This window comes from Paraburkholderia sediminicola, assembly GCF_046027825.1.
GTDB classification, from domain to species: domain Bacteria; phylum Pseudomonadota; class Gammaproteobacteria; order Burkholderiales; family Burkholderiaceae; genus Paraburkholderia; species Paraburkholderia sediminicola_D.
In genome coordinates this window covers 54,542-76,689 of the sequence record NZ_JAQQDU010000003.1, presented here as the reverse complement: position 1 = coordinate 76,689, position 22,148 = coordinate 54,542, and the positions used below count along the sequence as shown (strand labels likewise).

Sequence of the window (22,148 nt, the reverse complement as noted above, 5' to 3'; positions counted from 1 at the left end):
ATGAACATTTCCCGCCCTTTCATCGAGCGGCCGATCGCGACTTCGCTGCTGATGGTCGCCGTGCTGCTTGCCGGCCTGCTCGGTTATCACCTGCTGCCGGTCTCCGCGTTGCCGGAGGTCGACTACCCGACGATCCAGGTCTACACCCAGTATCCCGGGGCAAGCCCCGATGTGGTCAGCTCGTCGATCACAGCGCCGCTCGAGGTCCAGCTCGGCGAAATGGCGGGACTGAAAACCATGAACTCGACGAGTTCGAACGGCGTCTCGGTCATCACGCTCGAATTCGATCTCGCGCTCTCCCTCGACGTTGCCGAACAGGAAGTGCAAGCGGCCATCAACGCGTCCGCCAGCTATCTGCCGACCAACCTGCCCTACCCACCGGTCTACAGCAAGGTCAATCCGGCGGACGCGCCCGTACTCACGCTGTCGCTCACCTCGAACGTGCTGCCGCTCACCCGGATCGAAGATCTTGCCGATACGCGCCTCGCGCAGAAGATTTCGCAGATCTCCGGCGTCGGCCTTGTGACGATCAGCGGCGGCCAGCGGCCGGCCGTACGTATCGAAGCCAATTCGGGCGCGCTCAATTCGCTGGGGCTCTCGCTCGACGATGTGCGCACCGCGCTTGGCAACGCTAACGTCAATCAGGCGAAGGGCAATCTCGACGGCAAATACCAGGCCTACTCGATCGGTGCGAACGACCAGTTGCAGACTGCCGATCAGTACCCCGACGTCATTCTCGCCTACAAGAACGGTGCGCCGATCCGGCTCGCCCAGGTCGCCACCTCGGTCGAGGCGGCCGAAGACGTTCAGCAGGCGGCGTGGACGAACAGCACACCGTCGATCGTGCTGAATATCCAGCGGCAACCGGGCGCCAACGTGATCGCCGTGGTCGATCGCGTGCAGAAACTGCTGCCGCAGTTGCGCGCGAGCTTGCCGGGCACGCTCAAAGTCGACGTGCTGACCGACCGCACGCAAACGATCCGTGCCTCCGTCACCGACGTCGAATACGAACTCGCGGTGGCCGTCGCGCTGGTCGTGATGGTGATTTTCATCTTCCTGCGCAAGCTGGCCGCGACGATCATTCCCGCCGTAACCGTGCCGCTGTCGCTGATCGGCACGCTCGCGGTGGCCTATGGTCTCGGCTTTTCGCTGAACAACCTGACGCTGATGTCGCTCACCGTCGCGACAGGCTTCGTGGTTGACGACGCCATCGTGATGATCGAGAACATCACGCGCTATATCGAGGCAGGCGACAAGCCGCTCGAAGCCGCGTTGAAAGGCTCAAAGCAGATCGGCTTTACGATCATTTCGCTGTCGGTGTCGCTGATCGCGGTGATGATTCCGCTGCTCTTCATGGGCGATGTGGTGGGCCGGTTGTTCCGCGAATTCGCGCTGACGCTCGCGATTGCGATCGTGATCTCGGCTGTCGTATCGCTCACCCTCACGCCGATGATGAGCTCGCGCATGTTCAAGGAACATGAGGCGGAACACCGCGTCGATTTCTTCGACCGTGTGAATCGCCGCTACGGGCAAAGCCTCGGCTGGGTGCTGGAGCATCGCGGCCTGACGCTGTTGTCTGTAGCGCTCACGGCGGCACTGACCTTTCTGGTGTTGTTGCTGATGCCCAAGGGCTTCTTCCCGGAACAGGACACCGGTCTGATCGAGGGCATCTCGCAAGCCGCGCCGACCATCTCGTTTCCGTACATGGTCCAGAAACAGCAGCAACTGGTCAACGATCTGCTGAAGGACCCGGCGGTGGAAAGCCTGTCTTCGTTTGTCGGCATCAATCAGACCAGCCCCACGCTCAACCAGGGCACGGTGCTGATCAATCTGAAGGACAAAGGCGATCGCGATAGCAGCGTCGCGGTGATCCGGCGCCTCTCGGACGCCACCGGCAGTCTCGCCGGCATGCGGCTGTTCCTGCATCCCGTGCAGGATCTGACGCTCGACGACACGATCTCGACCACCAGCTACCGCGTCGGCCTGCAGGCCACCGAGCCGGCGGTGCTCGATCAATGGACCGGCAAGCTGATCGCCGCGCTCCGGCAAGACCCGGCGTTCGCCGATGTGCAAAGCCAGGCGCTGCAGCAAGGCAACCAGATTCAGCTGACCTTCGACCGCGCCACCGCCTCACGTCTCGGCATCACGCCGCAAGCCATCGACGACGTGCTGTACGACGCCTTCGGCCAGCGCCAGGTCTCCACCATCTACACGCAACTCAACCAGTATCACGTCGTGCTGGTGGCGGACAAGGCCTCCGGCGATCCGTCCGACCTGCTCTCGGGCCTCTACGTGGACACGTCCTCGGGCGAGGTGGCGCCCCTCGCCAGCATGGCGACGATGAAGTTGATCCATGCACCGGTGACAATCAACCGCCAGGGTCAATTCCCGTATGCCGACGTCTCGTTCAATCTGCAACCGGGCTACACGCTCGGCACTGCGGTCTCGCGGCTCACCGACATCAAGAAGCAGATCGGCTTGCCGATAACCGTGAAGGCCTCGCTGGAAGGCGCGGCGGCGACCTTCCAGTCGTCGTTGTCCAATGAGGCGTTTCTGGTGGGCGCCGCCATCATCGTCGTGTATCTGATGCTCGGCGTGCTGTACGAAAGCTTCATCCATCCAGTGACGATCCTGTCGACACTGCCCTCGGCGGCACTCGGCGCGTTGCTGGCGCTGGTCATCACGGGCACCCAGTTCGACATCATCGGACTGATCGGCATCGTGCTGCTGATTGGCATCGTGATGAAGAACGCCATCATGATGATCGACTTCGCGCTCGAACTGGAGCGTCACGACAAGCTGCCCGCCGTCGAGGCGATTCGCCGCGCCGCCGAACTGCGTTTCCGGCCGATCCTGATGACCACCATGGCCTCACTGTTCGGCGCCGTGCCGCTCGCGTTCGGCACCGGCATGGGTTCGGAATTGCGGCATCCGCTCGGTATCGCGATCATCGGCGGGCTGATCATCAGCCAATTGCTGACGCTGTTCTCCACGCCTGTGATGTATCTTGCGATGCATCGCGTCGAAGACCACTTCAGCAAGCGCAAACCGGCCGTTGCGGAGTAACGCGCGATGAACCTCTCCGAACCGTTCATCCAGCGCCCCGTCGCGACCACGCTGCTGGCAATCGGCATCGCGCTGTTCGGTGCGCTCGCGTTCAAACTGCTGCCGGTCGCGCCGCTACCCGAAGTGGATTTCCCGACCATCAGCGTGCAGGCGACGCTGCCCGGCGCCGATCCGAACACGGTTGCCACCTCCGTCGCAACGCCGCTGGAGCGCCAGTTCGGGCAGATCTCCGGCATCACGCAGATGACCTCGGTGAGCTCGCTCGGCGCGACGCGCATCACGATGCAGTTCGACCTGGACCGCAATATCGACGGCGCCGCGCGCGACGTGCAGGCCGCCATCAACGCGGCACGCACCAACCTGCCGGCCAACCTCGACGGCAATCCGACCTATCGCAAGGTGAATCCCGCCGATGCGCCGATCCTGATCGTCAGCCTCACGTCCGACTCGGCAACCCGCGGCCAACTCTACGATGCAGCCTCCACCGTGCTGCAACAGAAGCTGCTGGAGACGCCCGGCGTCGGCGATGTCTCGGTGGGCGGCGGCGCCCTGCCCGCGGTGCGGATCGAGCTGAACCCGGATCGGGTGAACCACTATGGCATCAGTCTCGAACAGATCCGCACCACCATCGAGAACGCCAACGTCGATCTGCCGAAGGGCTCGACGGCGGTGGGCGGCGTCAAGTACACCATCGGCGCCAACGACATGTTGTACAACGCGCCGGACTACGCGCCGCTGATCGTCAAACAGAGCGGTAACGACGTCGTGCATATCTCTGATCTGGGCTACGTACGCCAGGATGTCGAAAATCTCGAGAACTATGGTTTGTCGAATGGCAAGCCGGCAGTGCTGCTGATCGTCTACAAGCAGCCGGGGGCGAACGTCATCGACACCGTCAACAACGTGAAGGCCGCCCTGCCGTTTCTGGAAGCCTCGATCCTGCCGACCATCGAGCTCAACATCCTGATGGACCGCACCACGACGATCCGCGCGTCACTGCTGGAAGTGGAAATCACGCTGATGATCTCGGTGCTGCTCGTCACGGCCGTCACGTTCGTGTTTTTCCGCAACTGGCGCACCACGCTCGTGCCGGCGATTGTCGTGCCGCTTTCGCTGCTCGGCACCTTCGGCGTGATGTACTTTCTCGGCTTCAGCCTGAACAACCTCTCGCTGATGGCGCTGACCATCTCGACCGGCTTCGTGGTCGACGACGCGATCGTCGTAGTCGAGAACATCATGCGTCACCTGGAGCGCGGCGAGCCGCCAATGCTGGCCGCCTTGAACGGCGCGCGCGAAGTCGGCTTCACGGTGCTGACGATCAGCGTCTCGCTGATCGCGGTGTTCATCCCCCTGCTGCTAATGGGCGGCATCGTCGGGCGGCTGTTTCGTGAGTTCTCGGTGTCGCTTTCGGTGGCGATCATCATCTCGATGCTAATCTCGCTCACCGTCACGCCGATGCTCTCGAGCATCGCGTTGCGCAGCAGCGGTACCGCCCATGAAGAGAACGAGTACCCCGACTCGCGCTTTCACCGCTTCTACGGCCGCACGCTCGGCTGGGTGATTCTCCACCCGGTCCTGATGGGCATCGTCACCATTCTCGTGCTGGCGCTCAACGTACTGCTCTATATCGTCGTACCGAAGGGATTTTTCCCGCAGGAGGATACCGGGCGGCTGATCGGCCAGATCCAGGCTTCGCAAAGCATTTCGTACCACGCGATGCAGCAGAAATTCCTCAGGATCAACCAACTGGTCCTGAAGAACCCGAACGTCCAGGCGGTGGGCGGTTTCGTGGGCGGCACCAATCCGGTCAATACGGCCTTGCTGTTCGTGACACTCAAGCCGCTCGGCCCGCGCAAGGCGACGGCCGACCAGGTGATCGCCCAGTTGCGCCGCACGCTGGGCGATATTCCCGGGGCGCGGTTGTACTTGCAGTCGGCCCAGGACATCACCGTGGGCGGACGGCAAAGCGGCGCGCAATACCAGTTCACCATGACCGCCGACGAGCAGACCGATCTCGACAAGTGGGTGCCCGAGGTGGTCGCCGCGATGCAAAAGCTGCCGATGCTGCAGGACATCAACACCGACCAGCAGGACAACAGCATGCAGGCGAGCGTCGACGTGAATCGCGACGCAGCCGCACGCGTCGGCGTGAACTTCGATTCGATCGACCAGGGCCTGTACGACGCCTTCGGTCAACGCCAGGTATCGACCATCTATAAGGCGGCGAACCAGTATCACGTGGTGATGGAACTCGCACCCGAATACTGGAGCGATCCCGTGGCGTTAAAGGGCATCTACGTGCCGGCCGGTGCGCCGGCGACGTCGAGCAGCGGATCGACCGGCAGCGGCACGTCGAGCGCGGCGAGTGTCGCGACGTCGGCAAGCGCGGCCTCGGCGGCCGCTGCCGCAGCGAGCGCGGCGGCCGTGGCCGGCCCCGGCAGCCAGACGGTCACGCCCTCGACCGCCGTGCAGTCGAACGGCAACGCGCTGGTGCCGCTGTCGGCGATCGCGCATTTCTCGATCGGCAGGACCGCAATCTCCATCAATCACCAGGGTACCTTCCCGGCCGTCACCGCCTCGTTCAACCTCGGTCCGGGGGCGTCGATCGGCCAGGCAACCCAGCAGGTCGACGAAGCCGTCGCCCAGTTACGCATGCCGGCCAGCATCGTCGGCAGTTTCGCGGGGACCGCCCAGGTGTTTCAGCAATCGGTGTCGGACGAACCGATCCTGATCATTGCCGCCTTGATGACGGTGTATATCGTGCTCGGCATGCTCTACGAGAACCTGATCCACCCGCTGACGATTCTCTCCACCCTGCCCTCTGCAGGGGTCGGCGCGTTGATCGCGCTACTCGTGACGAATACCGAGTTATCGATCATCGCGCTGGTCGGCGTAATCCTGCTGATCGGTATCGTCAAGAAGAACGCGATCATCATGATCGACTTCGCCATCACCGAGGAACGCCAGTCGAATTTGCCGGCGAAGCAGGCCATTACGCGCGCCTGCCTGATCCGCTTCCGCCCGATCATGATGACCACCAGCGCGGCGATCCTCGGCGCAATACCGCTCGTATTCGGCTCCGGCTACGGATCCGAATTCCGCAAGCCGCTCGGCATTTCGATTATCGGCGGCCTGCTCTTTAGCCAGATGCTCACGCTCTATACGACGCCGGTCATCTATCTGTGGCTCGACCGGGTCCATCGGCGCATGCGGCGCCACAAGAAGGACGCACGATCATGAAGACGAAGCCATTGTTTGAGCTTGTGTGTTTCGTTACGCATCCGCTCACGTCTTCGGTGACGTCTCCTGTTCCCTACTCGCGCCGGGCACGCCTCACGTCGCGCGCCCGGCACGGGGCCTGCGTCGCGCTTGCCTCGCTGTGCATCGCGGGCTGCGCCGTCGGACCGGATTACAGCAAACCGGCCGTGGCGATCCCGGCGACTTTCAAGGAAGGCGTGAACTGGCAACGCGCAGAGGCCAATCCACAAGCGTCGCTCTCCAGCACCTGGTGGCGCATGTATCAGGACGATACGCTCACGCAACTGATCGGGCAGTCGCTCAAGGCGAATCAGTCGATCGCCGCGGCAGAGGCCGCCTACCGGCTCGCGCAAGCCACCGTCGACGCCAATCGCGCGAGCCTCTTTCCGGTCGTCACGGCGGGTCTGTCCGCCACGCGCAGCGGCACCGGCCCCGCAGCGGCAAGCGCAGGCATCAGCAACACCACCGGCACCATAGCCGGAGTGCGCAACTCGGTCAGCGTGACCGCGACGGCAAGCTGGGAGCCTGACCTATGGGGCGAAATTCGCCGCGAGATCGAGTCCGCCAAAGCGAGCGCGCAGGCCAGCGACGCCCAGTTGGCCGGCGAACGCCTGTCAATCACCGCGAGCGTCGCGACCGATTACTTTGCGTTGCGCCAGGCCGATCTGGACATCGCATCGCTCAAGCAGCAGCAAGGCATTGATGAACGCATTCTGGACATCACCCGCGCCGCATTCCTGCAAGGCACCGCGTCGAACGACGATGTGCTGACCGCGCAGGACACGTTAGAGGTCGTGGTGGCCGATCTGCAGAGTACCGAAACGTCGCGCGAGCAGGACGAACATGCGATTGCGGTGTTGATCGGCCAGCCGCCGGCCGGCTTCTCCGTGGCGCCGAAGCTCGACTACGTCTTCGCCAATCCGCAGGTACCGCTCGCCTTGCCGTCGCAACTGCTCGAGCGGCGCTACGACGTGGTTAGCGCCGAACGCACCGCCGCGTCGGCCAACGCAAAAATCGGCGTGGCCGAGGCCGCCTTCTTCCCGGTGCTGGATCTCGCCGCGGAGGGGGGTTTCGAGCACAACATGTTCGCGCATCTGTTCTCGTTGCCGAGCCGCGTCTGGACGTTGGGTCCCGATCTAGCCGCGACGATCTTCGACGGTGGCGCACGCAGCGCGGCGGTGCGCGAAGCACGCGCGACCTATGACGAGGACGTGGCCACCTATCGCGGTGCTGTGCTCACGGCGTTTCAGAATGTCGAGGACAGTCTGTCATCGATCAATCATCTCCAGCAGCAGACGCAGTCATTTGAAAACATTTACCAGCGTAACCAGCAGTTGTTTGCCAGCGAACGCGCGCAGTTGCTGGCCGGGACGGCGAGCGAGGAAAACATGCTGACGCAGCAGCTCACCTTGTTGCAGGCTGAGCAATCGCTCAAGGATAGTCAGTCGCTGTTGACGCAAGGCAGCGTCGCGCTGATCAAGAATCTGGGAGGCGGCTGGCAGTGGGATGAAAGCCGGCAGGCGGCGGTCGATGGCGAAGAAGCAAAACCGGATTCCACACCGCCACATTAGAACACCCCGCGCTTCGTGCGCGGTCCTGCAGGTCAGGCGAGCCCGCCTTTGACCCGGCGCTGCGCTCAGCCCCCTGCGCCCATGCGCAACCGTTCCAGTAATTCACGGCCCTGGCGGGTGAGTTGCAGCGTCGATCCTTGCGGATCACGCTGCCGTACTTCAACGAGCTCGTAATGACGCAAGGCCTGTACATCCGGATCGAAAGCTTCCAGCCGCTTGTCCGTATCGCCAAGCAGCATGAGTGTCGCAAGTTCGTGGTGGCTGAGCATCCGGTACCTCCATTGATCGATACATGAGCGATGGAAGCATCCTAGACTCGCGACGCTACAGTTTGGCTACGGTTGTGTTTCCGTGGATTACCTGCAGTGCTGTAAGCGTCGGTGGCAAACCGCTGCCGCGCCTTGCTGCAAAGGTGGTGCGTGACGTGAGCAGGTAAAGAGGCGCAACACTTTCCGCGCGCATCGTAATTGGGGCCTGCGTATCGGCCACGGGACGGGCTGGTCGGGCCTGTCGCCGGTCATGCCGTCACGCAACCTTACAAGTCCGCTTAAGCGTTCAGCGCCGCGGCCCAGCAGAACCCGGACCGTCGCCTCACAGCGTCGTGAGCGCTTCAGTAATCGAAAGAAAGCGCTCGACGTCGCTGGGTGCATGACAGTGCAGCGGCGAAATCCGCACCGCGCCCGCGAGATCGAACGACTTCAGCATCCGTCCGGAGTACAGGCTCGAAGCGATCCGCTCGTAGACGATCACGCCACGTTTTTCGTATTCGCGCACGGCGTCGGTGGGGCTCAGGTTCGCGAAGCCGATACCGAGGATCAGGTCGCGCTTCGTCAGATCGGCGTGATCCCAGAAGACGTCGACGCCGTCGAGCCGCCGCAGACCGCGCCGCCCGTCGTGACCGTCGAGCAGCGCCGCCAGCAGCGCACGCTCATGCAACTCGATGCGTTTCATCCCTTCCACGAAAAGCGCCCGGCGGGTATCGGCATCGCTGAATTGACCGCCGATCCACGTCACGTACTCGACAATCTCGGTCACGACCGCAAACTGCGCGGGTGCCGGGCTGCCAAGTTCCCACGCGCCTTCCTGTTTCGCGTCGAGACGGTGATGCGGCAAAACGGCCGCGCGCGGCGACAGCCAGGAAATACCGGAGCCGCGGCAGCCAAAAAACTTATAGGGCGCGAAATTGATACCGTCGACCGGCGTCTTCTGCAGGTCGATGACACCATGCGGCGCGTGCTGGACCGCATCTACGACGATGAAGAGTCCGGGCTTCTTCTCTCTCGCGCGCTCGACAAGCGTCGCGATGTCGAACTTCGCGCCGGAAATGTTCGATGCAAACATCACGCTGAGCAGCGCCGTGTCCGCGTCGATCAACGACAGAATCGCCTCCACGTCCACCCCGCCCGTCTCCGGATTGCTGGGCGCAACACGCAACGACTTGCCCGTGCGTTGGGCGTAGCACGTCATCGCGTCGAATGAAGACGGGTGTTCCAGGATCGTCGTGACGGCATTGGTGCCCGGCACGTTCTCCATGATCGCGCGCACCATGTCGAACATTGCGCCCGACGCGGTCAACGACGTGTAAATGCTGCCGTCGCGCGCGTTGAGGATCGTGCGGATATCCGCTTCGCCACGTGCCTGAACGTCCTGAAGATGGCGTGCGCGCGCGTGGATGCGCTCCGGGCAATCGGGCAGCGCGTCGACTCGCGCGAACGCGTCGACGGCCGCCTTGAGGCGGAACGAGCCGCCTGCGTTGTCGAAGAAGAGTCGCTCGCGCCCATCGAGGTCGCGGTCGACATGGTGAAACCGTGCTTTGATCTCCTCAATCAACGACGCGGAAAAAAACTCGCCTTGGCTACTGCTCATCTGAATGCTCCTGATCTTTCTGATAAATGATTGTCGTGCTGCGAACTGCGTCGGCTCAAGCGTCGAGCGACGCGAGATAGGCTTTGCCCTTCTCTGCGTCGTACTGGCGCTCCCACTTCGCGATGACGAGCGGTGCAAGCGCGTTGCCCACCACGTTAAGGGCGGTACGTCCCATGTCCATCACACGGTCCACGCCGGCGATAAAAGCGAGCCCTTCGAGCGGCAGCCCCGCGCTTGCAAGCGTCGCGAGAAGAATCACGAACATGAAGCCCGGCACACCGGCCGCGCCCTTGGATGTCACGACCATCGTCAATACAAGGACCATCTGTTCCTGCCAGCCGAGATGAATGCCATACAGCTGTGCGACGAACAGCGTGCCGATGCCGAGATAGATCGACGCTCCGTCGAGATTGAAGGTGTAGCCGGTCGGCACGACGAAGGTCGCGATGCTCTTCGGCACGCCGTAGTCCTCCATCTTCTTCATCAGTTGCGGCAGTACCGTCGCCGAACTGCAGGTCGAGAACGCGATGATCAGCTCGTCCTTAATGACGCGCAGCAGCGTGAAGATCCGAAAACCGAACAACCGGGCCGTGATGCCGAGCACGATGAGCACAAACAGCACGATCGCGAGATACGTGACGGCCACCAGCTTGAGCAACGGCAGCAGCGATCCGAAACCGAAGCTCGCGACCGTGACCGCGATTAGCGCGCACACACCGATCGGCGCGTAATGCATCACCATGTTCGTCACCTTGAACATCGCTTCCGCGACGCCCTTGAGCATGGCGATCACCGGTTTGCGGACTTCTTCCGGGACCGACTGCAGGCCGAGGCCAAACAGGACGGAAAAGAAGATCACCGGCAGCAGGTCGCCCTTCGCCATCGAAGCGAGGATGTTGTCGGGAATCACGCCGAGCAGGAGGGTCATCAATCCGTGATGCCCCTGCACCTGCTGGGTCACCTGCTGATAGCGGGAAATGTCGGTATGCCCGAGTTGCGACATATCCGTGCCCACGCCCGGCTGCAGCACGTTGCCGAGAATGAGGCCGAGCAGGATCGCGATCGTGGTGATCACCTCGAAGTACACCAGCGTCTTCAGGCCGATACGCCCGAGCGATTTGCCGTCTCCGACGCCGGCGATCCCGACCACCATGCTGGTGAACACGATCGGCACGACAATCATTTTGATCAGCTTGATGAAGATGTCGCCGGCCGGCTGCAACAGCCCAGAAATGGTCGCGTCCCGCATCTGCGGGAAGTGGTTCAACACGAGTCCCATCACGATGCCGATGACGAGACCGATCAGGATTTGCCACGCGAGGCCGACACGCGGTTTGCGCTCGATATGGCGGGCGGGTGGGTTTTCGACGACGGTATCCATGCTCTCTCCAGATTGGGGACGGGGGCGATGGAGGAACCTTAAGCAGCCGAAATAAGTAAAAAAAGCGATTTTTTTATATGAGAAACTATCGCTTTATCTCATATGAAGGATGGCGCGATGCTGACGTTCAAGCAGATGGAAGCGCTGTACTGGATCGTTCAGCTCGGCTCGTTCGAAGCGGCGTCAAGCCGACTCAACACCACGCAATCGGCCGTATCGAAGCGAATTCAGGAGCTTGAGCGCGCCTTCGACCTGACGGTATTCGACCGTGCTCACCGCAGCGCAAGGCTGACCCAGAAAGGCGCTGAGTTCTTCGCCTACGCGAAAGAATTGCTCGAACGGCGCGACCAGATCGTCGAGCGGATCAGTTCAAAGGAGGCGCTGGTGCGGCAGGTCCGCATTGGGGTGACTGAACTGACCGCGCTGACGTGGCTGCCTCGCCTGATCGGCGCGATCCAGGCGGCGTATCCGAAGGTTGTCGTCGAAGCCGAGGTGGATCTGAACGCGACGCTGCGCGATCGGCTCGCCGACGACACGATCGACATCATCGTCGTTCCACAAATCCACAGCACCGAGCCCTTCGCGATGACGAAGGTCGGTGAAGTGGATAACGCGTGGATGTGTGCGCCTGCACTGGCGCCGAGGAAGGCTGCTATTTCGCTCGCCGAGATTGCGCAGTTTCCGCTGATCCTGCAGGGCGGCCTGTCTGGAACCGGCTTTATCTATAGCCGATTTCTGCAGGAGCACGGGGTCAGCATGCAAAGAATTCTTGCGAGCAACAGCCTGATCGCGCAGATCGGGCTGACGCTGTCGGGCCTCGGCGTCAGCTATCTGCCGAAGGCGTGCCTGAACCACATGATCACACGCGGCGCGCTCGGTATGATTCAGACGCGACCGGCGCTGCCGCCGGTCTCATACGTCGCGATGCACCGGGCGGAACAGCCGCACTCGCTCAATGCTGAGATCGCACGGCTCGCAGCGCAGTGTTGTGATTTCAGTTCGAACCTGCTTGATCCGGGCCGGGTCTGAGCGGGACCTCGATCCTTCTCAGGCTGCGCTATCCACTTCCGCGCGAGTCGGGATCGACGGCTGCGCCCCCGCGCGCGTGACGGAAATCGAAGCCGCACGTTGCGCGAGGCTGATCGCGCCTTCCAGCGGCTGCCGGGCTGCAAGTTGTGCGGCAAAGACGCCAATAAACGTGTCACCAGCAGCGGTCGTATCCACCGCCCGTACCTGCGGCGCTTGAAAATGCGTGCCCTCGCCGCCTTCCGGCAACAGATAAGCCCCTTGCGCACCGAGCGTAACGATCACGTTGCGGGCGCCGCCGCGTTGCAACTCCAGCGCAGCCCTTCTCGCGCCGCTTTGCGATTCGACCGGCAGGCCCGCGAGTATCGCGGCTTCGACCTCGTTCGGCACGAGGTAGTCGACGAGCGGCAGCCATTCCGCGGGGAGCGGACCGGTTGCCGGTGCCGGATTCAGCACGGTAACCTTGCCCAGGCGCCGCGCGAGCGCGAGTGTTGCGTGAACGGAAGCCCAGGGCGTTTCCAGTTGGCAGACCACAACGTCGCTGGCCTTGACCGCCGCTTCGTGACGCGCGACGCTCTCAGGCGTAAGTTCACCGTTACTGCCCGCGACCACCACGATCGTGTTCTGTCCGTCGTCCGACACGGTCACCATCGCCACGCCGGTGGGCTGGGCCGGGTCCACCTCGATACCCGCGCAGTCGATACCTTCCGCCTCCAGATCCTTGACCCGCTGAACCCCGTTCGCATCCTTCCCCACGCGTCCGATCATCGCCACGCGTGCACCAATCCGGGCCGCCGCCACCGCCTGGTTGCCGCCCTTGCCGCCGGCAACCTGCGAAAACTCCTGTCCGCCGATCGTCTCACCGGGCCGCGGCAAATGCGGCGCGCGGGCGACCAGGTCGGTATTGATGCTGCCCACCACGAGCACGCGGCCCTGCTTTGCTTCTTTCGACACTTTCACTCTCCTGCTGACCATCCACGGATGGTCGCTCATGGTCATTTCATGCGGCGCGACGCCGGCTTCTATAAGTATCCAGCACGACGGCCACGACAATCACAGCCCCCGTGATAATGCGCTTGGTCGGCTCGGTCGCCCCAATCTGGGCGAGACCCGCGGCCAGCACCGAGATGATCAGTACGCCAAAGAACGTGCTGATCACCGAGCCGCGCCCACCCATCAAGCTCGTTCCGCCGATGACGACGGCCGCGATCACCTGCAATTCGATGCCCTGGCCGGCGTTCGGATCCGCGGCCTCAAGGCGCGAGATCTGGAACAGCGAAGCCAAACCAGCCAGCAGGCCCATCATCGCGAAGACGGCAATCTTGTACGGCCGCGGGTTGACGCCCGCGAGACGCACCGCTTCCTCGTTCGTGCCGATACCGATCAGATAACGCCCGAAGACCGTGCGGGTCAGCACCAGTTGCGCCGCGACCATCACGACGATGGCAATCAGGAACGCGGGAGAAATGCCGAACGCAATCGGATTGGACAGGAAATCGAACGCATCGCCGATATAGGCGGTACGGGAGTTAGTCAACTGATAGGCGAGACCGCGCGCCGCTTCGAGCACGCCGAGCGACACGATGAACGACGGAATCCGCCACGCCACGGTAATCGCGCCGGTCACGCAACCCGTCAGGGCCGCCCCCGCCATGCCGAGCAAGGCGGCGGGCAACGCCGGCCAGTGCCACTGCAAGGCCGCGACGCTCGTGAGCGCCGCGCCGAGCGCCAGCACGGAGCCGACCGACAGATCGATCCCGGCGATGATGAGCACGAAGGTCATGCCGATCGACATCACGACAAGATCGGGAATCTGATTCGCGATCGTGCTGAACGTGTCGTAGCTCAGGAAGTGCGAGCTCAGCAGCGAGAACAGGACGATCATCCCGAGCAGCGCGCCGAGCAGTCCAAGGTAGTTCGAGAATCCAAGGCGCGTGCCGATCGGCTTCGCGTCTTTGGGCGGTTCGTTCTGCAACGTGGGCAGGCTGGTTGGTGCGGTCATGCTTCAATACTCCACTGATTTTGTGTCGGGCGCCGGGGCGTCGGGCGCTTTCGCGTGGGGCGCCCCTGCGTCGGGTTCGATCGGATCGTGCAGCAGCGCGTCGCGTTTCGTGTAGCCCGCGAACGCCGCCGCGAGCAGCGCGTCCTGGGTCCAGCTTCCGCGCTCGAACATGCCTGTCATCCGTCCTGCCGACATCACCCCGATCCGGTCGCATATCGACATCAACTCGCGCAGATCGCTCGACACCACCACCAACGCGCGGCCTTCCCGCGCGAGCGCACCCATCAAGGCATAGATATCGAACTTCGCACCGACATCGATGCCGCGCGTGGGCTCGTCGAACAGCAACACCGTGCAATCGCGCGCGAGCCAGCGGCCGATCACCACCTTCTGCTGATTGCCGCCGGAGAGCTCGGACACCGGCTGCGACGGTCCCGAACTGCGGATGCTCATCGCGTCGATCTGTTTGCGCGCCAGCGCCGCCTCGCGCCGGGCGTCCACCACACCCTTGCTCGACACCGCGCGCAAATGGCCGAGCGAGATATTGGCGGCAATGGGCTGCGTCAGCAGGAGGCCCTCGCCCTTGCGATCCTCCGTAATCAGCGCGATGCCGTTCTTCACAGCGTCCGATGGCGATGACACCTTCACGGGCACGAGCGGCCCGCCGCCCTGTGCGATCGACACCGTGCCGGCATCCGCGCGATCGGCGCCGTAGATGAGCCGCATCAGTTCCGTGCGGCCCGCGCCGATCAACCCGCTGATGCCGAAAATCTCGCCCGCCTTCACTTCGAAGGACACGTCGCGCACGACCGGCTCGCGGGTCATCCCCGTCACCTTGAGCGCCACGTCGCCGATGCGCCGTTCGCCGAGATCGATCCGCTCGCCGATATCGCGCCCGACCATCAGTGTGACCAGGCGGTCGGCCGACAGATTCGCCATCTCGTCGACATGCACAAGCCGCCCGTCGCGCAGCACGGCAGCGCGCCGCGCAATACGCTTCAATTCTTCCAGTCTGTGCGAGATGTACACCAGCGCCACGCCACGCGCCTTGAGCCGTTCGACCTGCTCGAACAGCAGGTCCACCTCGCGGGCGGTCAGCATCGCGGTGGGTTCGTCCAGGATCAGCACACGGCAATCACCGATCAGATTGCGCGCGATCTCGACCATCTGCTGATGCCCGATGCCCAGCGTGCCCACCAGCGTGTCAGGGTGGATCGCATCGAGCCCGACTTGCGCCATGGCGTGCCGGGCGTCCTCGCGCAATTTGGCGCGATCGATCCAGCCGAACATGCCGCGCTGCGGCAAGCGGTTCAGGAACAGGTTCTCCGCCACCGAGAGGGTCGGCAGAAGATTCAACTCCTGCATGACCATGCGCACGCCGAGCGCCTCGGCGTCCTTGCGGCTGGCCGGCGTGTAGGCCGCGCCGCCCAGCGTCATCGAACCGGTCGTCGGCGTGACGAGACCGCCGATGATCTTGGACAAGGTGCTCTTGCCCGCGCCGTTTTCACCGGTCAGCGCCAGCACCTCGCCTGCGTAAAGGTCCAGCGAAATATCGGCGAGCACGGGCCCGGCGTAGGTCTTGCCGATGCCGTGAACAGTCAGCACGGGCGGGGCAACGGGCAAGGATAGGATGGGAGTAGACATCACATTGATAAAGCGGGATAAAGATCAGGCGGCGTGACCCGTCATGCAACACGGGCCACGCGGTGTGCCTGTCTTACTTGGTGACCAGATCGACCGGCGTTTCGACGACGCCCGACAATTCCGACTGCTTCTTGTGTTCGGCGAGTGCCTTCAGCGCTGTATCGATACCGAACACGGCCTGTTTGGCGGCGTACTGATTGGCTGTAGCGAGAACGCGGCCGTCGGCGAGCATCGGCTTGATCGCATCGATGTCGTCGTAGCCCACCACCTGCACCTTGCCGGCCTTGCCTGCCGCGCGCACGGCCGAAACCGCACCGATTGCCATGTTGTCATTGCCGCACAGGAGCGCCTTGACGTCCGGGTTGGCGTTGAGAATCTGGCTTGCTACGGCGTTGCCCTTGTCGATTTCCCATTCACCCGATTGCAGCGAGACGACCTTCATGCCGCCCGTCGCCATGGCCTGCTTGAAGCCGGCCGTGCGTTGCTGCGCGTTGGTGGTCGTCGAGACGCCTTCGATAATGGCGACGTTGTCGCCCGACTTCAGGTGCTTGGCCAGGTAGTCGCCGACCTTCAACGCGCCCTTCGCGTTATCCGGGCCGACGAACGGGATGTTCAGGTCTTTCGACTTGAGCACGTCCGGATCCAGCTGGTTATCGATGTTGACCACGATAATGCCGGCGTCGACCGCTTTCTTGAGAACCGGCACCAGCGCCTTGGAATCGGCCGGGGCGATCACGAGTGCGTCGACCTTCGACACGATCATCTGCTCGACGATGCGAATCTGGTTAGCCGTATCGGTTTCGTCCTTGATGCCGTTCGTGACGAGGTCGAATTTCGTGGGATTCTGCTTCTGATAGTTTTTTGCGCCGGTTTCCATGGTCAGGAAAAACTCGTTCGCCAACGACTTCATCACCAGGGCGACTTTCGGCTTGTGTGCGGCCTGAGCGAACGCGGCGGGCATCGGCAGAATCGACACTGCGAGGAAGGCTGCGCTGGCTACGATGGCGCGACGCCGCGCCGGTTGGAAATGACGAATCATTGATGTCTCCGTATCGCTCGTTCGGTCTACATACTGATAGCCGTTGAGTCGTGTGATGGATAGGTTGGTTCGCCACACCTGCCGCCGGCTGCCCTTGAAACCCTCAGGTTTCTTTGCCAGATGCTGGGACGAGTATGGCCAGGTCCAATGCTATCCTCGCGATCCACGTTATGCTATGCCTAATTTCAAAATCTAGCGTTTCAAAAATGGAACACGTAGACTGGGATGACCTGCGGATTCTGGTGGAGATCGCGCGCGGCGGGACCATGCGCGCGGCCGCAGCGGCCTGCGATCTGAGCGCGCCGACCCTGTCGCGCCGCCTGACCGAGCTTGAACGGCGGCTGGGCGAACCGCTGATCGACCGGGTGCCGTCAGGCTGTACGGTCACGGCATTCGGTGCGCGCGTGCTGGCCTGGGCCGAGCAGATGGAAGATCTCGCCCACCAGATCGAGCGCGCCGCGGACGTGACGGGCGGCGCAGGCGCGCACGGCACGGTGCGGATCAACGCCGTCGAATGGCCGTCTTACATTTTGCTTAAGCTGCTCGGCTCGTTCCAGGAGCGGCTGCCCGGCCTCGCCATCGAAGTGCTGACTTCGCGACGGCCGTATAGCCTTGCCCGCCGCGAAGCGGACATCGCGCTGTGGTCCGAATGCCCCGACGAGGGCGATCTGTATGTCCGGCGCATCGGCAGGATCCGCTTTGGGCTGTTTGGTTCGCGCGACTACTATCTGCGTCACAAGGCGGCAATCACGAGGAAGGAATGGGACAAACTGTCGTTCGTTGGTTATGACGACCGGCAGCCGGATCATCCGGCCACGCAATGGCTGAAAACCCTGCCCGGCGCACCCGCCCCTTCGCTTCGAAGCAGCTATGGCATGGGCGTATTCGACGGCGTGCTGGGCGGTTCCGGGCTCGGCGTGCTCGCCCAGCTCGCGGGCGACACGACGAGCGATCTCGTCTGCATCGAGAAGCACATCAAGGCACTCGACCAGGACGTGTGGATGGTGCTGCATCCCGCCCTGCGCGACAGCGAGCGCATCCGGACCGTTGCCAACCTCATCGCCGAGATCTTCCGGTAGGCCGGCGCCCGCCAGGGTCATTTCGCGACGCCATCCGTCCATTCATCGCAAATCGATAGCGTGTGACGGGCGCGCCGACGAAGATAGCGTCATAGCAGGTTCACGACAGCAAGTCCCGGACGCGAAATACCCCATGCACACACTTCTGACCCAGCCCCGATGGCTTCTACGGACACTACGCATCACCATCCCGACCACGGTCGGATGCGCCTGGCTCTACAGCACGATCTATCGTGAGTCCTTCGCTGAAGATCTCGTTTATGCATTTTTTGTCGTGTCTTTCACCCAGGCCCTGGTAGCCGCAGAACGTCACGGCCGGGTGTACTGGCTGCGCAAGCGCTTTCCCGAGAGCTTCGATGCCGAGGGAAACTGGCCCGGCTGGTTGTTAGCCGTTTGTATGCAGATCTATTCAGGGGAATGTAAGGCTCACGCCCTTCTTCGAGGCTGCAGAAAAAAGTGGAATAAGCAGCCGCGCGATGTGTTTGCCCCTACATAGACGACAACAAGCAGACGGTCCACGAGCGAAAGCAGAAGCGCTACTGCGCAGTTCCAGCCGCACGTGGATCACCCAGGTGGACAAGTAAAGACGCAGTTTTTCAATCACGTAAATAGTTAGATTCAATCACCATCAATTAGGCATCCAAAATGAAACACAACCTTGCTATTACTCTTTCGATGATTCTCCTCGCATCGGCCGGCGCAGTCACCCAGGCATCGGCACAGGAAAAAACTCGCGCGGAAGTGCGCCAGGAACTGGTTCAGGCAGAAGCTGACGGCTCGCGCCTCGTAACCGACACGTCGTATCCCGAGATCAACCCGATCTTCTCGCGACAGGCTGCCCGCATGAAGGTGAGCATGAGCGGTGAAGGTCCGGCGATGTCAGGTTCGACGGCGGCGGGTCAACGCTCATCCAATGCACCCGCCCATTCTGCAGGCGCGGCGATATCGGCGTGTGTCGGTCCGGCCGGATTCTGCACACCGTACTTCGGCAGCTAAGGAATCACCCTTTTCGCGCAGTCGTTTTCTTTCAGTTCATCCATTCCAGAAGGAATATCAATCATGAAGAACGCTCTTGTCTGTTTCGCTCTCGCTGTCGGTACATTGGCCGCTCCCGCTCTGAGTTTCGCGCAATCGAACGCGCCGGTGACACGTGCCGAAGTCCGCGCCGATCTGGTGCGTCTCGAACAGGCGGGCTACAACCCGTCGCGCGGCAACGACGCCGATTATCCGGCCGACATTCAGGCCGCTGAAGCGACGATCGCCGCGCAGGGCGATCAGCCGATGACGCAGCAGGGCTACGGCGGCGTAGCGCAGTACGGCAGTTCGTCGTCCGGCGCGCGCGTGTCGATGCCCTCTTCCTGTGTGGGTCCGGTGAGCTTCTGCAATACCTTCTTCGGTAGCTGAACAGTGGGACAAGGGGTTCTATGCCACACACAACATGCACAGTACTCCTACCATTTTTCATAAATTAATCGATTTCCGCTCACTACCCTGACCTACCTCAACCCATAACGGAGTGTGTCATGAAAGTTTTGCCTCTCGTCGCCTCGGCCTTGTCACTGTCGGCTAGTCTTTTCGCGTCTACCGGTGTGATGGCACAGGACGTCCAGCCGCAGCATGCCCCGGTCCACAATATTGTTCTCGTGCACGGCGCGTGGGTGGACGGATCAGGCTGGAAGCCGGTCTATGACCGGCTGACCAAAGATGGCTACCACGTCACCATTGTGCAGGAACCATTGAGCTCCCTCGAAGACGACGTCGCCGCAACCAAACGCGTCCTCGACGAGCAGAACGGCCCGACGATCCTCGTGGCCCATAGCTACGGCGGCTCGGTCATCACGGAGGCCGGTGTGCACCCGAATGTCGTCGGTCTGGTGTACGTGGCCGCACATGCGCCAGCCGTCGGCGAAGACGAAAGCACGCTTGGTAAAGGTACGCCGAGCTACACGTCGAAGCAGCCGGGCGCCATCGAGAAGACCGGCGACGGCTACACGTACCTGAATCCCGCGGATTTCCCGAGCGATTTCGCCGCCGATCTGCCGCTTAAAGAAGCCCAGTTCGAATCGCACGCGCAAATCCTGACGGCAGCGAAGGTCTTCTCAACGCCAATGACGGTCGCCGCATGGACCAGCAAACCGAGTTGGGGCATCGTCGCGGCCGACGACAAGATCATCAATCCCGACCTCGAACGCTGGTACTACGCGCGTGCGCATAGTCACACGACCGTCCTCGCCGGCGCGAGCCATTCGGTCTACGAATCGCGCCCGAAGGAAGTCGCCGCAGTGATCGAGGACGCGGCGAAGCATGCTCAGTTGTGAGCGCGCCCATGCGCGGGTCTTCGGCCCAATGCCGACGAACAGACTACGACATCGAGTCCGCAGGCCGGTTGATGGGAATGCCTGAACGCTCGCCGATGACTTCGTGACAGACGGGTCATCGGCGACTACGGGCAAACCGTTCGTCGAAATCGCGGGCGAGCATCCCTACTGTAATTTCGCCGAATCGCGCGAGCAGCGCAGCTTCAGCCTCTCGAACCGTTTCTGACAGACCGGCGTTGACGGCTTGCTCAACGAGACACTCCGGGTGATCTTCAGTCAGCAATTCGGAAAAAATCGGCGGCTCCCCGACCGCCCGATAGACGTCCAGTAACGTGAGTTCGTCCAGGTTGATTGACACAACCCAACCGCCCCCGTGCCCTTTTTCGGACTGCACGTAGCCTTGATCTCTTAGCCCGGCCAACATTCGCCGCACCACGACGGGATTCGTGCGCAGCATCTGCGCGATCGTTTCAGACGTCATCGGACCGTCATGTCGATCCATGTGAATCAGGACATGCAGCATCCGCGACAGACGGCTATCTGTTCTCATTCATCGCCTCTTGTTCAAGCAGCATGGTGCGCGAATCCACTTCACGCAACACTTAAAGTTGCGTGAAGTATAACATCGCCGTATCATGCAACTCGTGATGTTTCATGAAACGGTCGGCGTCAGTCAGACTGATGCCCTATCAGCATCGGCGCCGCACGATACAGGAGAGAGGTCATGCAGACCCAACATGATGTGATAGTTGTCGGCGGTAGTTTCGCTGGCTTGTCGGCCGCCATGCAGCTTGCCCGCGCCAGAAGAAAAGTTCTCGTGGTCGACGCGGGATTTCCACGCAATCGATTTGCCTCGCACGCGCACGGCTTTTTCGGCCAGGATGGTAAACCGCCCGCCGAGATCATTCGCGAGGCCGCTTTACAGCTTGCGGCCTACCCTACGGTTCAATGGGTCAATGGCGAGGCTGTGACCGCCCGACGGACCGACAACGCTTTCTGTGTCGCGCTTGCGGACGGCCACACTGAATTCGGTTCCCGGCTCATTCTCGCAACGGGCGTGCGAGACGAGTTGCCAGCCATACCGGGCTTGCAGGAACGATGGGGCACAACGGCACTGCACTGCCCTTATTGTCACGGCTTCGAGGTTCGGGATCGCCGTCTCGGCGTACTGGGTAATCACGCGCTGTCCGTTCATCAGGCGCTTCTCATTCCTGAGTGGGGTCCGACAACGTATTTCACCCAGGGCATCTTCGAACCCGACGCGGAGCAGATCGCCCAACTGGACGCGCGCAGCGTTCGGATCGAGCGTTCACCGGTGACGGAACTACTCGGTCAAGCACCGCACCTCGAGGCGCTCAGGCTCGCCGACGGCCGCGTTGTCGCGATCGACGCGCTGTTCGTCGCGCCCAGGACGCACATGGGCAGTCCGCTCGCGGAGCAACTCGGGTGTGCATTCGATGACGGTCCGCTTGGCGCGGTCATCAAGGTCGACGACTTGAAGCAGACGACGGTCGAAGGCGTTTATGCAGCAGGAGACGCGACAAACAAGATGACCAACGCGACGTTTGCCTCGGCTGCCGGCGTAGCGGCGGGCGTCGGTGCACACCATTCGTTGGCGATGCCGAAGCACAAGTAAGCACGATCAAGGCACGCCTCCGTGCCAAACGATTATGGCGGCCCGAATCCGGGCCGCCACGCGCGCGTCAAGCGCCCTCCTCACGCCCCCTCAAATCGCTCGCAGCGCCTTCCATCGGGTTGTGATTTTTTATTTTCGATGTAATGATATAACATTCCTCACGACAGATGACTGCACGGTTCCCGCTTGAACGGGACCGGTAAACGCACGCCTGCTCGTCCGCATCGCACGCAAGAAAAACGTCAACAAGACGGAAACACAT

General features: G+C 62.3%; 18 protein-coding genes. 10 read left to right on the top strand and 8 right to left on the bottom strand.

Annotated elements, in window-relative coordinates; translation table 11 throughout:
* Genes PQQ96_RS02605 through PQQ96_RS02595 form a run of 3 tightly spaced genes read left to right on the top strand, consistent with a single transcriptional unit; the run spans position 1 to position 7,895 of the window.
* Positions 1 to 3,066 (top strand): efflux RND transporter permease subunit, encoded by a 3,066-nt coding sequence (locus PQQ96_RS02605; protein ID WP_408288345.1) that lies wholly within the window; start codon positions 1 to 3, stop codon positions 3,064 to 3,066.
* A 6-nt stretch (positions 3,067 to 3,072) separates the two neighbouring features.
* On the top strand, positions 3,073 to 6,306 hold the full coding sequence (locus tag PQQ96_RS02600) for an efflux RND transporter permease subunit (protein ID WP_408288343.1): 3,234 nt from the start codon (positions 3,073 to 3,075) through the stop codon (positions 6,304 to 6,306).
* Entirely contained in the window at positions 6,303 to 7,895 is a 1,593-nt protein-coding gene (locus PQQ96_RS02595; RefSeq protein ID WP_408288340.1) for an efflux transporter outer membrane subunit, read from the top strand. The genes PQQ96_RS02600 and PQQ96_RS02595 overlap by 4 nt, the downstream gene beginning before the upstream one ends.
* A gap of 65 nt (positions 7,896 to 7,960) precedes the next feature.
* Here PQQ96_RS02595 and PQQ96_RS02590 read toward each other — a convergent pair whose 3' ends face one another.
* From PQQ96_RS02590 to gltP, 3 genes are all read right to left on the bottom strand, one after another.
* On the bottom strand, positions 7,961 to 8,164 hold the full coding sequence (locus tag PQQ96_RS02590; RefSeq protein ID WP_408288337.1) for a hypothetical protein: 204 nt from the start codon (positions 8,162 to 8,164) through the stop codon (positions 7,961 to 7,963).
* 322 nt (positions 8,165 to 8,486) lie between these two features.
* Positions 8,487 to 9,761 carry an aminotransferase class V-fold PLP-dependent enzyme gene (locus tag PQQ96_RS02585; protein ID WP_408288334.1) on the bottom strand — a complete coding sequence of 425 codons (1,275 nt, stop codon included), beginning with the start codon at positions 9,759 to 9,761 and terminating at the stop codon, positions 8,487 to 8,489.
* A 55-nt stretch (positions 9,762 to 9,816) separates the two neighbouring features.
* Positions 9,817 to 11,142 (bottom strand): glutamate/aspartate:proton symporter GltP, encoded by a 1,326-nt coding sequence (gene gltP, locus PQQ96_RS02580; protein ID WP_408288331.1) that lies wholly within the window; start codon positions 11,140 to 11,142, stop codon positions 9,817 to 9,819.
* A 117-nt stretch (positions 11,143 to 11,259) separates the two neighbouring features.
* On the opposite strand from gltP, the gene PQQ96_RS02575 reads away from it, so the two are divergent.
* On the top strand, positions 11,260 to 12,171 hold the full coding sequence (locus PQQ96_RS02575; RefSeq protein ID WP_408288328.1) for a LysR family transcriptional regulator: 912 nt from the start codon (positions 11,260 to 11,262) through the stop codon (positions 12,169 to 12,171).
* Positions 12,172 to 12,189: 18 nt separating this feature from the next.
* Here PQQ96_RS02575 and rbsK read toward each other — a convergent pair whose 3' ends face one another.
* The 4 genes from rbsK to PQQ96_RS02555 all read right to left on the bottom strand — a co-directional run bounded on the left by rbsK (position 12,190) and on the right by PQQ96_RS02555 (position 16,853).
* Positions 12,190 to 13,143 (bottom strand): ribokinase, encoded by a 954-nt coding sequence (rbsK, locus tag PQQ96_RS02570; protein WP_408288612.1) that lies wholly within the window; start codon positions 13,141 to 13,143, stop codon positions 12,190 to 12,192.
* 25 nt (positions 13,144 to 13,168) lie between these two features.
* On the bottom strand, positions 13,169 to 14,170 hold the full coding sequence (locus PQQ96_RS02565; protein WP_408288325.1) for an ABC transporter permease: 1,002 nt from the start codon (positions 14,168 to 14,170) through the stop codon (positions 13,169 to 13,171).
* 3 nt (positions 14,171 to 14,173) lie between these two features.
* Positions 14,174 to 15,814 (bottom strand): sugar ABC transporter ATP-binding protein, encoded by a 1,641-nt coding sequence (locus tag PQQ96_RS02560; protein ID WP_408288323.1) that lies wholly within the window; start codon positions 15,812 to 15,814, stop codon positions 14,174 to 14,176.
* A gap of 73 nt (positions 15,815 to 15,887) precedes the next feature.
* Positions 15,888 to 16,853 (bottom strand): sugar ABC transporter substrate-binding protein, encoded by a 966-nt coding sequence (locus PQQ96_RS02555; protein ID WP_408288320.1) that lies wholly within the window; start codon positions 16,851 to 16,853, stop codon positions 15,888 to 15,890.
* Positions 16,854 to 16,987: 134 nt separating this feature from the next.
* Here PQQ96_RS02555 and PQQ96_RS02550 point away from each other — a divergent pair, with 134 nt between their 5' ends.
* The 5 genes from PQQ96_RS02550 (at position 16,988) to PQQ96_RS02530 (ending at position 20,250) form a co-directional block, all read left to right on the top strand.
* Positions 16,988 to 17,932, top strand: coding sequence for a LysR family transcriptional regulator (locus PQQ96_RS02550; RefSeq protein ID WP_408288318.1), 945 nt, complete (start codon positions 16,988 to 16,990; stop codon positions 17,930 to 17,932).
* 133 nt (positions 17,933 to 18,065) lie between these two features.
* A complete protein-coding gene (locus PQQ96_RS02545) occupies positions 18,066 to 18,428 on the top strand; it encodes a hypothetical protein (RefSeq protein ID WP_408288315.1) in 363 nt (120 codons plus the stop codon).
* A 149-nt stretch (positions 18,429 to 18,577) separates the two neighbouring features.
* Positions 18,578 to 18,928, top strand: coding sequence for a DUF4148 domain-containing protein (locus PQQ96_RS02540; RefSeq protein ID WP_408288313.1), 351 nt, complete (start codon positions 18,578 to 18,580; stop codon positions 18,926 to 18,928).
* A 63-nt stretch (positions 18,929 to 18,991) separates the two neighbouring features.
* Positions 18,992 to 19,336: a DUF4148 domain-containing protein gene (locus PQQ96_RS02535; RefSeq protein WP_408288310.1), complete on the top strand. Its 345-nt coding sequence runs from the start codon at positions 18,992 to 18,994 to the stop codon at positions 19,334 to 19,336.
* Positions 19,337 to 19,455: 119 nt separating this feature from the next.
* Entirely contained in the window at positions 19,456 to 20,250 is a 795-nt protein-coding gene (locus PQQ96_RS02530) for an alpha/beta hydrolase (protein WP_408288307.1), read from the top strand.
* A gap of 115 nt (positions 20,251 to 20,365) precedes the next feature.
* Here PQQ96_RS02530 and PQQ96_RS02525 read toward each other — a convergent pair whose 3' ends face one another.
* Positions 20,366 to 20,800 (bottom strand): Rrf2 family transcriptional regulator, encoded by a 435-nt coding sequence (locus PQQ96_RS02525; protein WP_408288305.1) that lies wholly within the window; start codon positions 20,798 to 20,800, stop codon positions 20,366 to 20,368.
* 174 nt (positions 20,801 to 20,974) lie between these two features.
* On the opposite strand from PQQ96_RS02525, the gene PQQ96_RS02520 reads away from it, so the two are divergent.
* A complete protein-coding gene (locus PQQ96_RS02520; protein ID WP_408288302.1) occupies positions 20,975 to 21,886 on the top strand; it encodes an NAD(P)/FAD-dependent oxidoreductase in 912 nt (303 codons plus the stop codon).
* The last annotated feature ends 262 nt before the right edge of the window (positions 21,887 to 22,148 follow it).

Excerpts from the sequence above, each read along its gene's own strand:
- PQQ96_RS02605 (WP_408288345.1), top strand. The coding sequence starts at position 1 with ATGAACATTTCCCGCCCTTTCATCGAGCGGCCGATCGCGACTTCGCTG.
- PQQ96_RS02600 (WP_408288343.1), top strand. The coding sequence starts at position 3,073 with ATGAACCTCTCCGAACCGTTCATCCAGCGCCCCGTCGCGACCACGCTG.
- PQQ96_RS02595 (WP_408288340.1), top strand. The coding sequence starts at position 6,303 with ATGAAGACGAAGCCATTGTTTGAGCTTGTGTGTTTCGTTACGCATCCG.
- PQQ96_RS02590 (WP_408288337.1), bottom strand. The coding sequence starts at position 8,164 with ATGCTCAGCCACCACGAACTTGCGACACTCATGCTGCTTGGCGATACG.
- PQQ96_RS02585 (WP_408288334.1), bottom strand. The coding sequence starts at position 9,761 with ATGAGCAGTAGCCAAGGCGAGTTTTTTTCCGCGTCGTTGATTGAGGAG.
- gltP (WP_408288331.1), bottom strand. The coding sequence starts at position 11,142 with ATGGATACCGTCGTCGAAAACCCACCCGCCCGCCATATCGAGCGCAAA.
- PQQ96_RS02575 (WP_408288328.1), top strand. The coding sequence starts at position 11,260 with ATGCTGACGTTCAAGCAGATGGAAGCGCTGTACTGGATCGTTCAGCTC.
- rbsK (WP_408288612.1), bottom strand. The coding sequence starts at position 13,143 with ATGGTCAGCAGGAGAGTGAAAGTGTCGAAAGAAGCAAAGCAGGGCCGC.
- PQQ96_RS02565 (WP_408288325.1), bottom strand. The coding sequence starts at position 14,170 with ATGACCGCACCAACCAGCCTGCCCACGTTGCAGAACGAACCGCCCAAA.
- PQQ96_RS02560 (WP_408288323.1), bottom strand. The coding sequence starts at position 15,814 with ATGTCTACTCCCATCCTATCCTTGCCCGTTGCCCCGCCCGTGCTGACT.
- PQQ96_RS02555 (WP_408288320.1), bottom strand. The coding sequence starts at position 16,853 with ATGATTCGTCATTTCCAACCGGCGCGGCGTCGCGCCATCGTAGCCAGC.
- PQQ96_RS02550 (WP_408288318.1), top strand. The coding sequence starts at position 16,988 with ATGGCCAGGTCCAATGCTATCCTCGCGATCCACGTTATGCTATGCCTA.
- PQQ96_RS02545 (WP_408288315.1), top strand. The coding sequence starts at position 18,066 with ATGCACACACTTCTGACCCAGCCCCGATGGCTTCTACGGACACTACGC.
- PQQ96_RS02540 (WP_408288313.1), top strand. The coding sequence starts at position 18,578 with ATGAAACACAACCTTGCTATTACTCTTTCGATGATTCTCCTCGCATCG.
- PQQ96_RS02535 (WP_408288310.1), top strand. The coding sequence starts at position 18,992 with ATGAAGAACGCTCTTGTCTGTTTCGCTCTCGCTGTCGGTACATTGGCC.
- PQQ96_RS02530 (WP_408288307.1), top strand. The coding sequence starts at position 19,456 with ATGAAAGTTTTGCCTCTCGTCGCCTCGGCCTTGTCACTGTCGGCTAGT.
- PQQ96_RS02525 (WP_408288305.1), bottom strand. The coding sequence starts at position 20,800 with ATGAGAACAGATAGCCGTCTGTCGCGGATGCTGCATGTCCTGATTCAC.
- PQQ96_RS02520 (WP_408288302.1), top strand. The coding sequence starts at position 20,975 with ATGCAGACCCAACATGATGTGATAGTTGTCGGCGGTAGTTTCGCTGGC.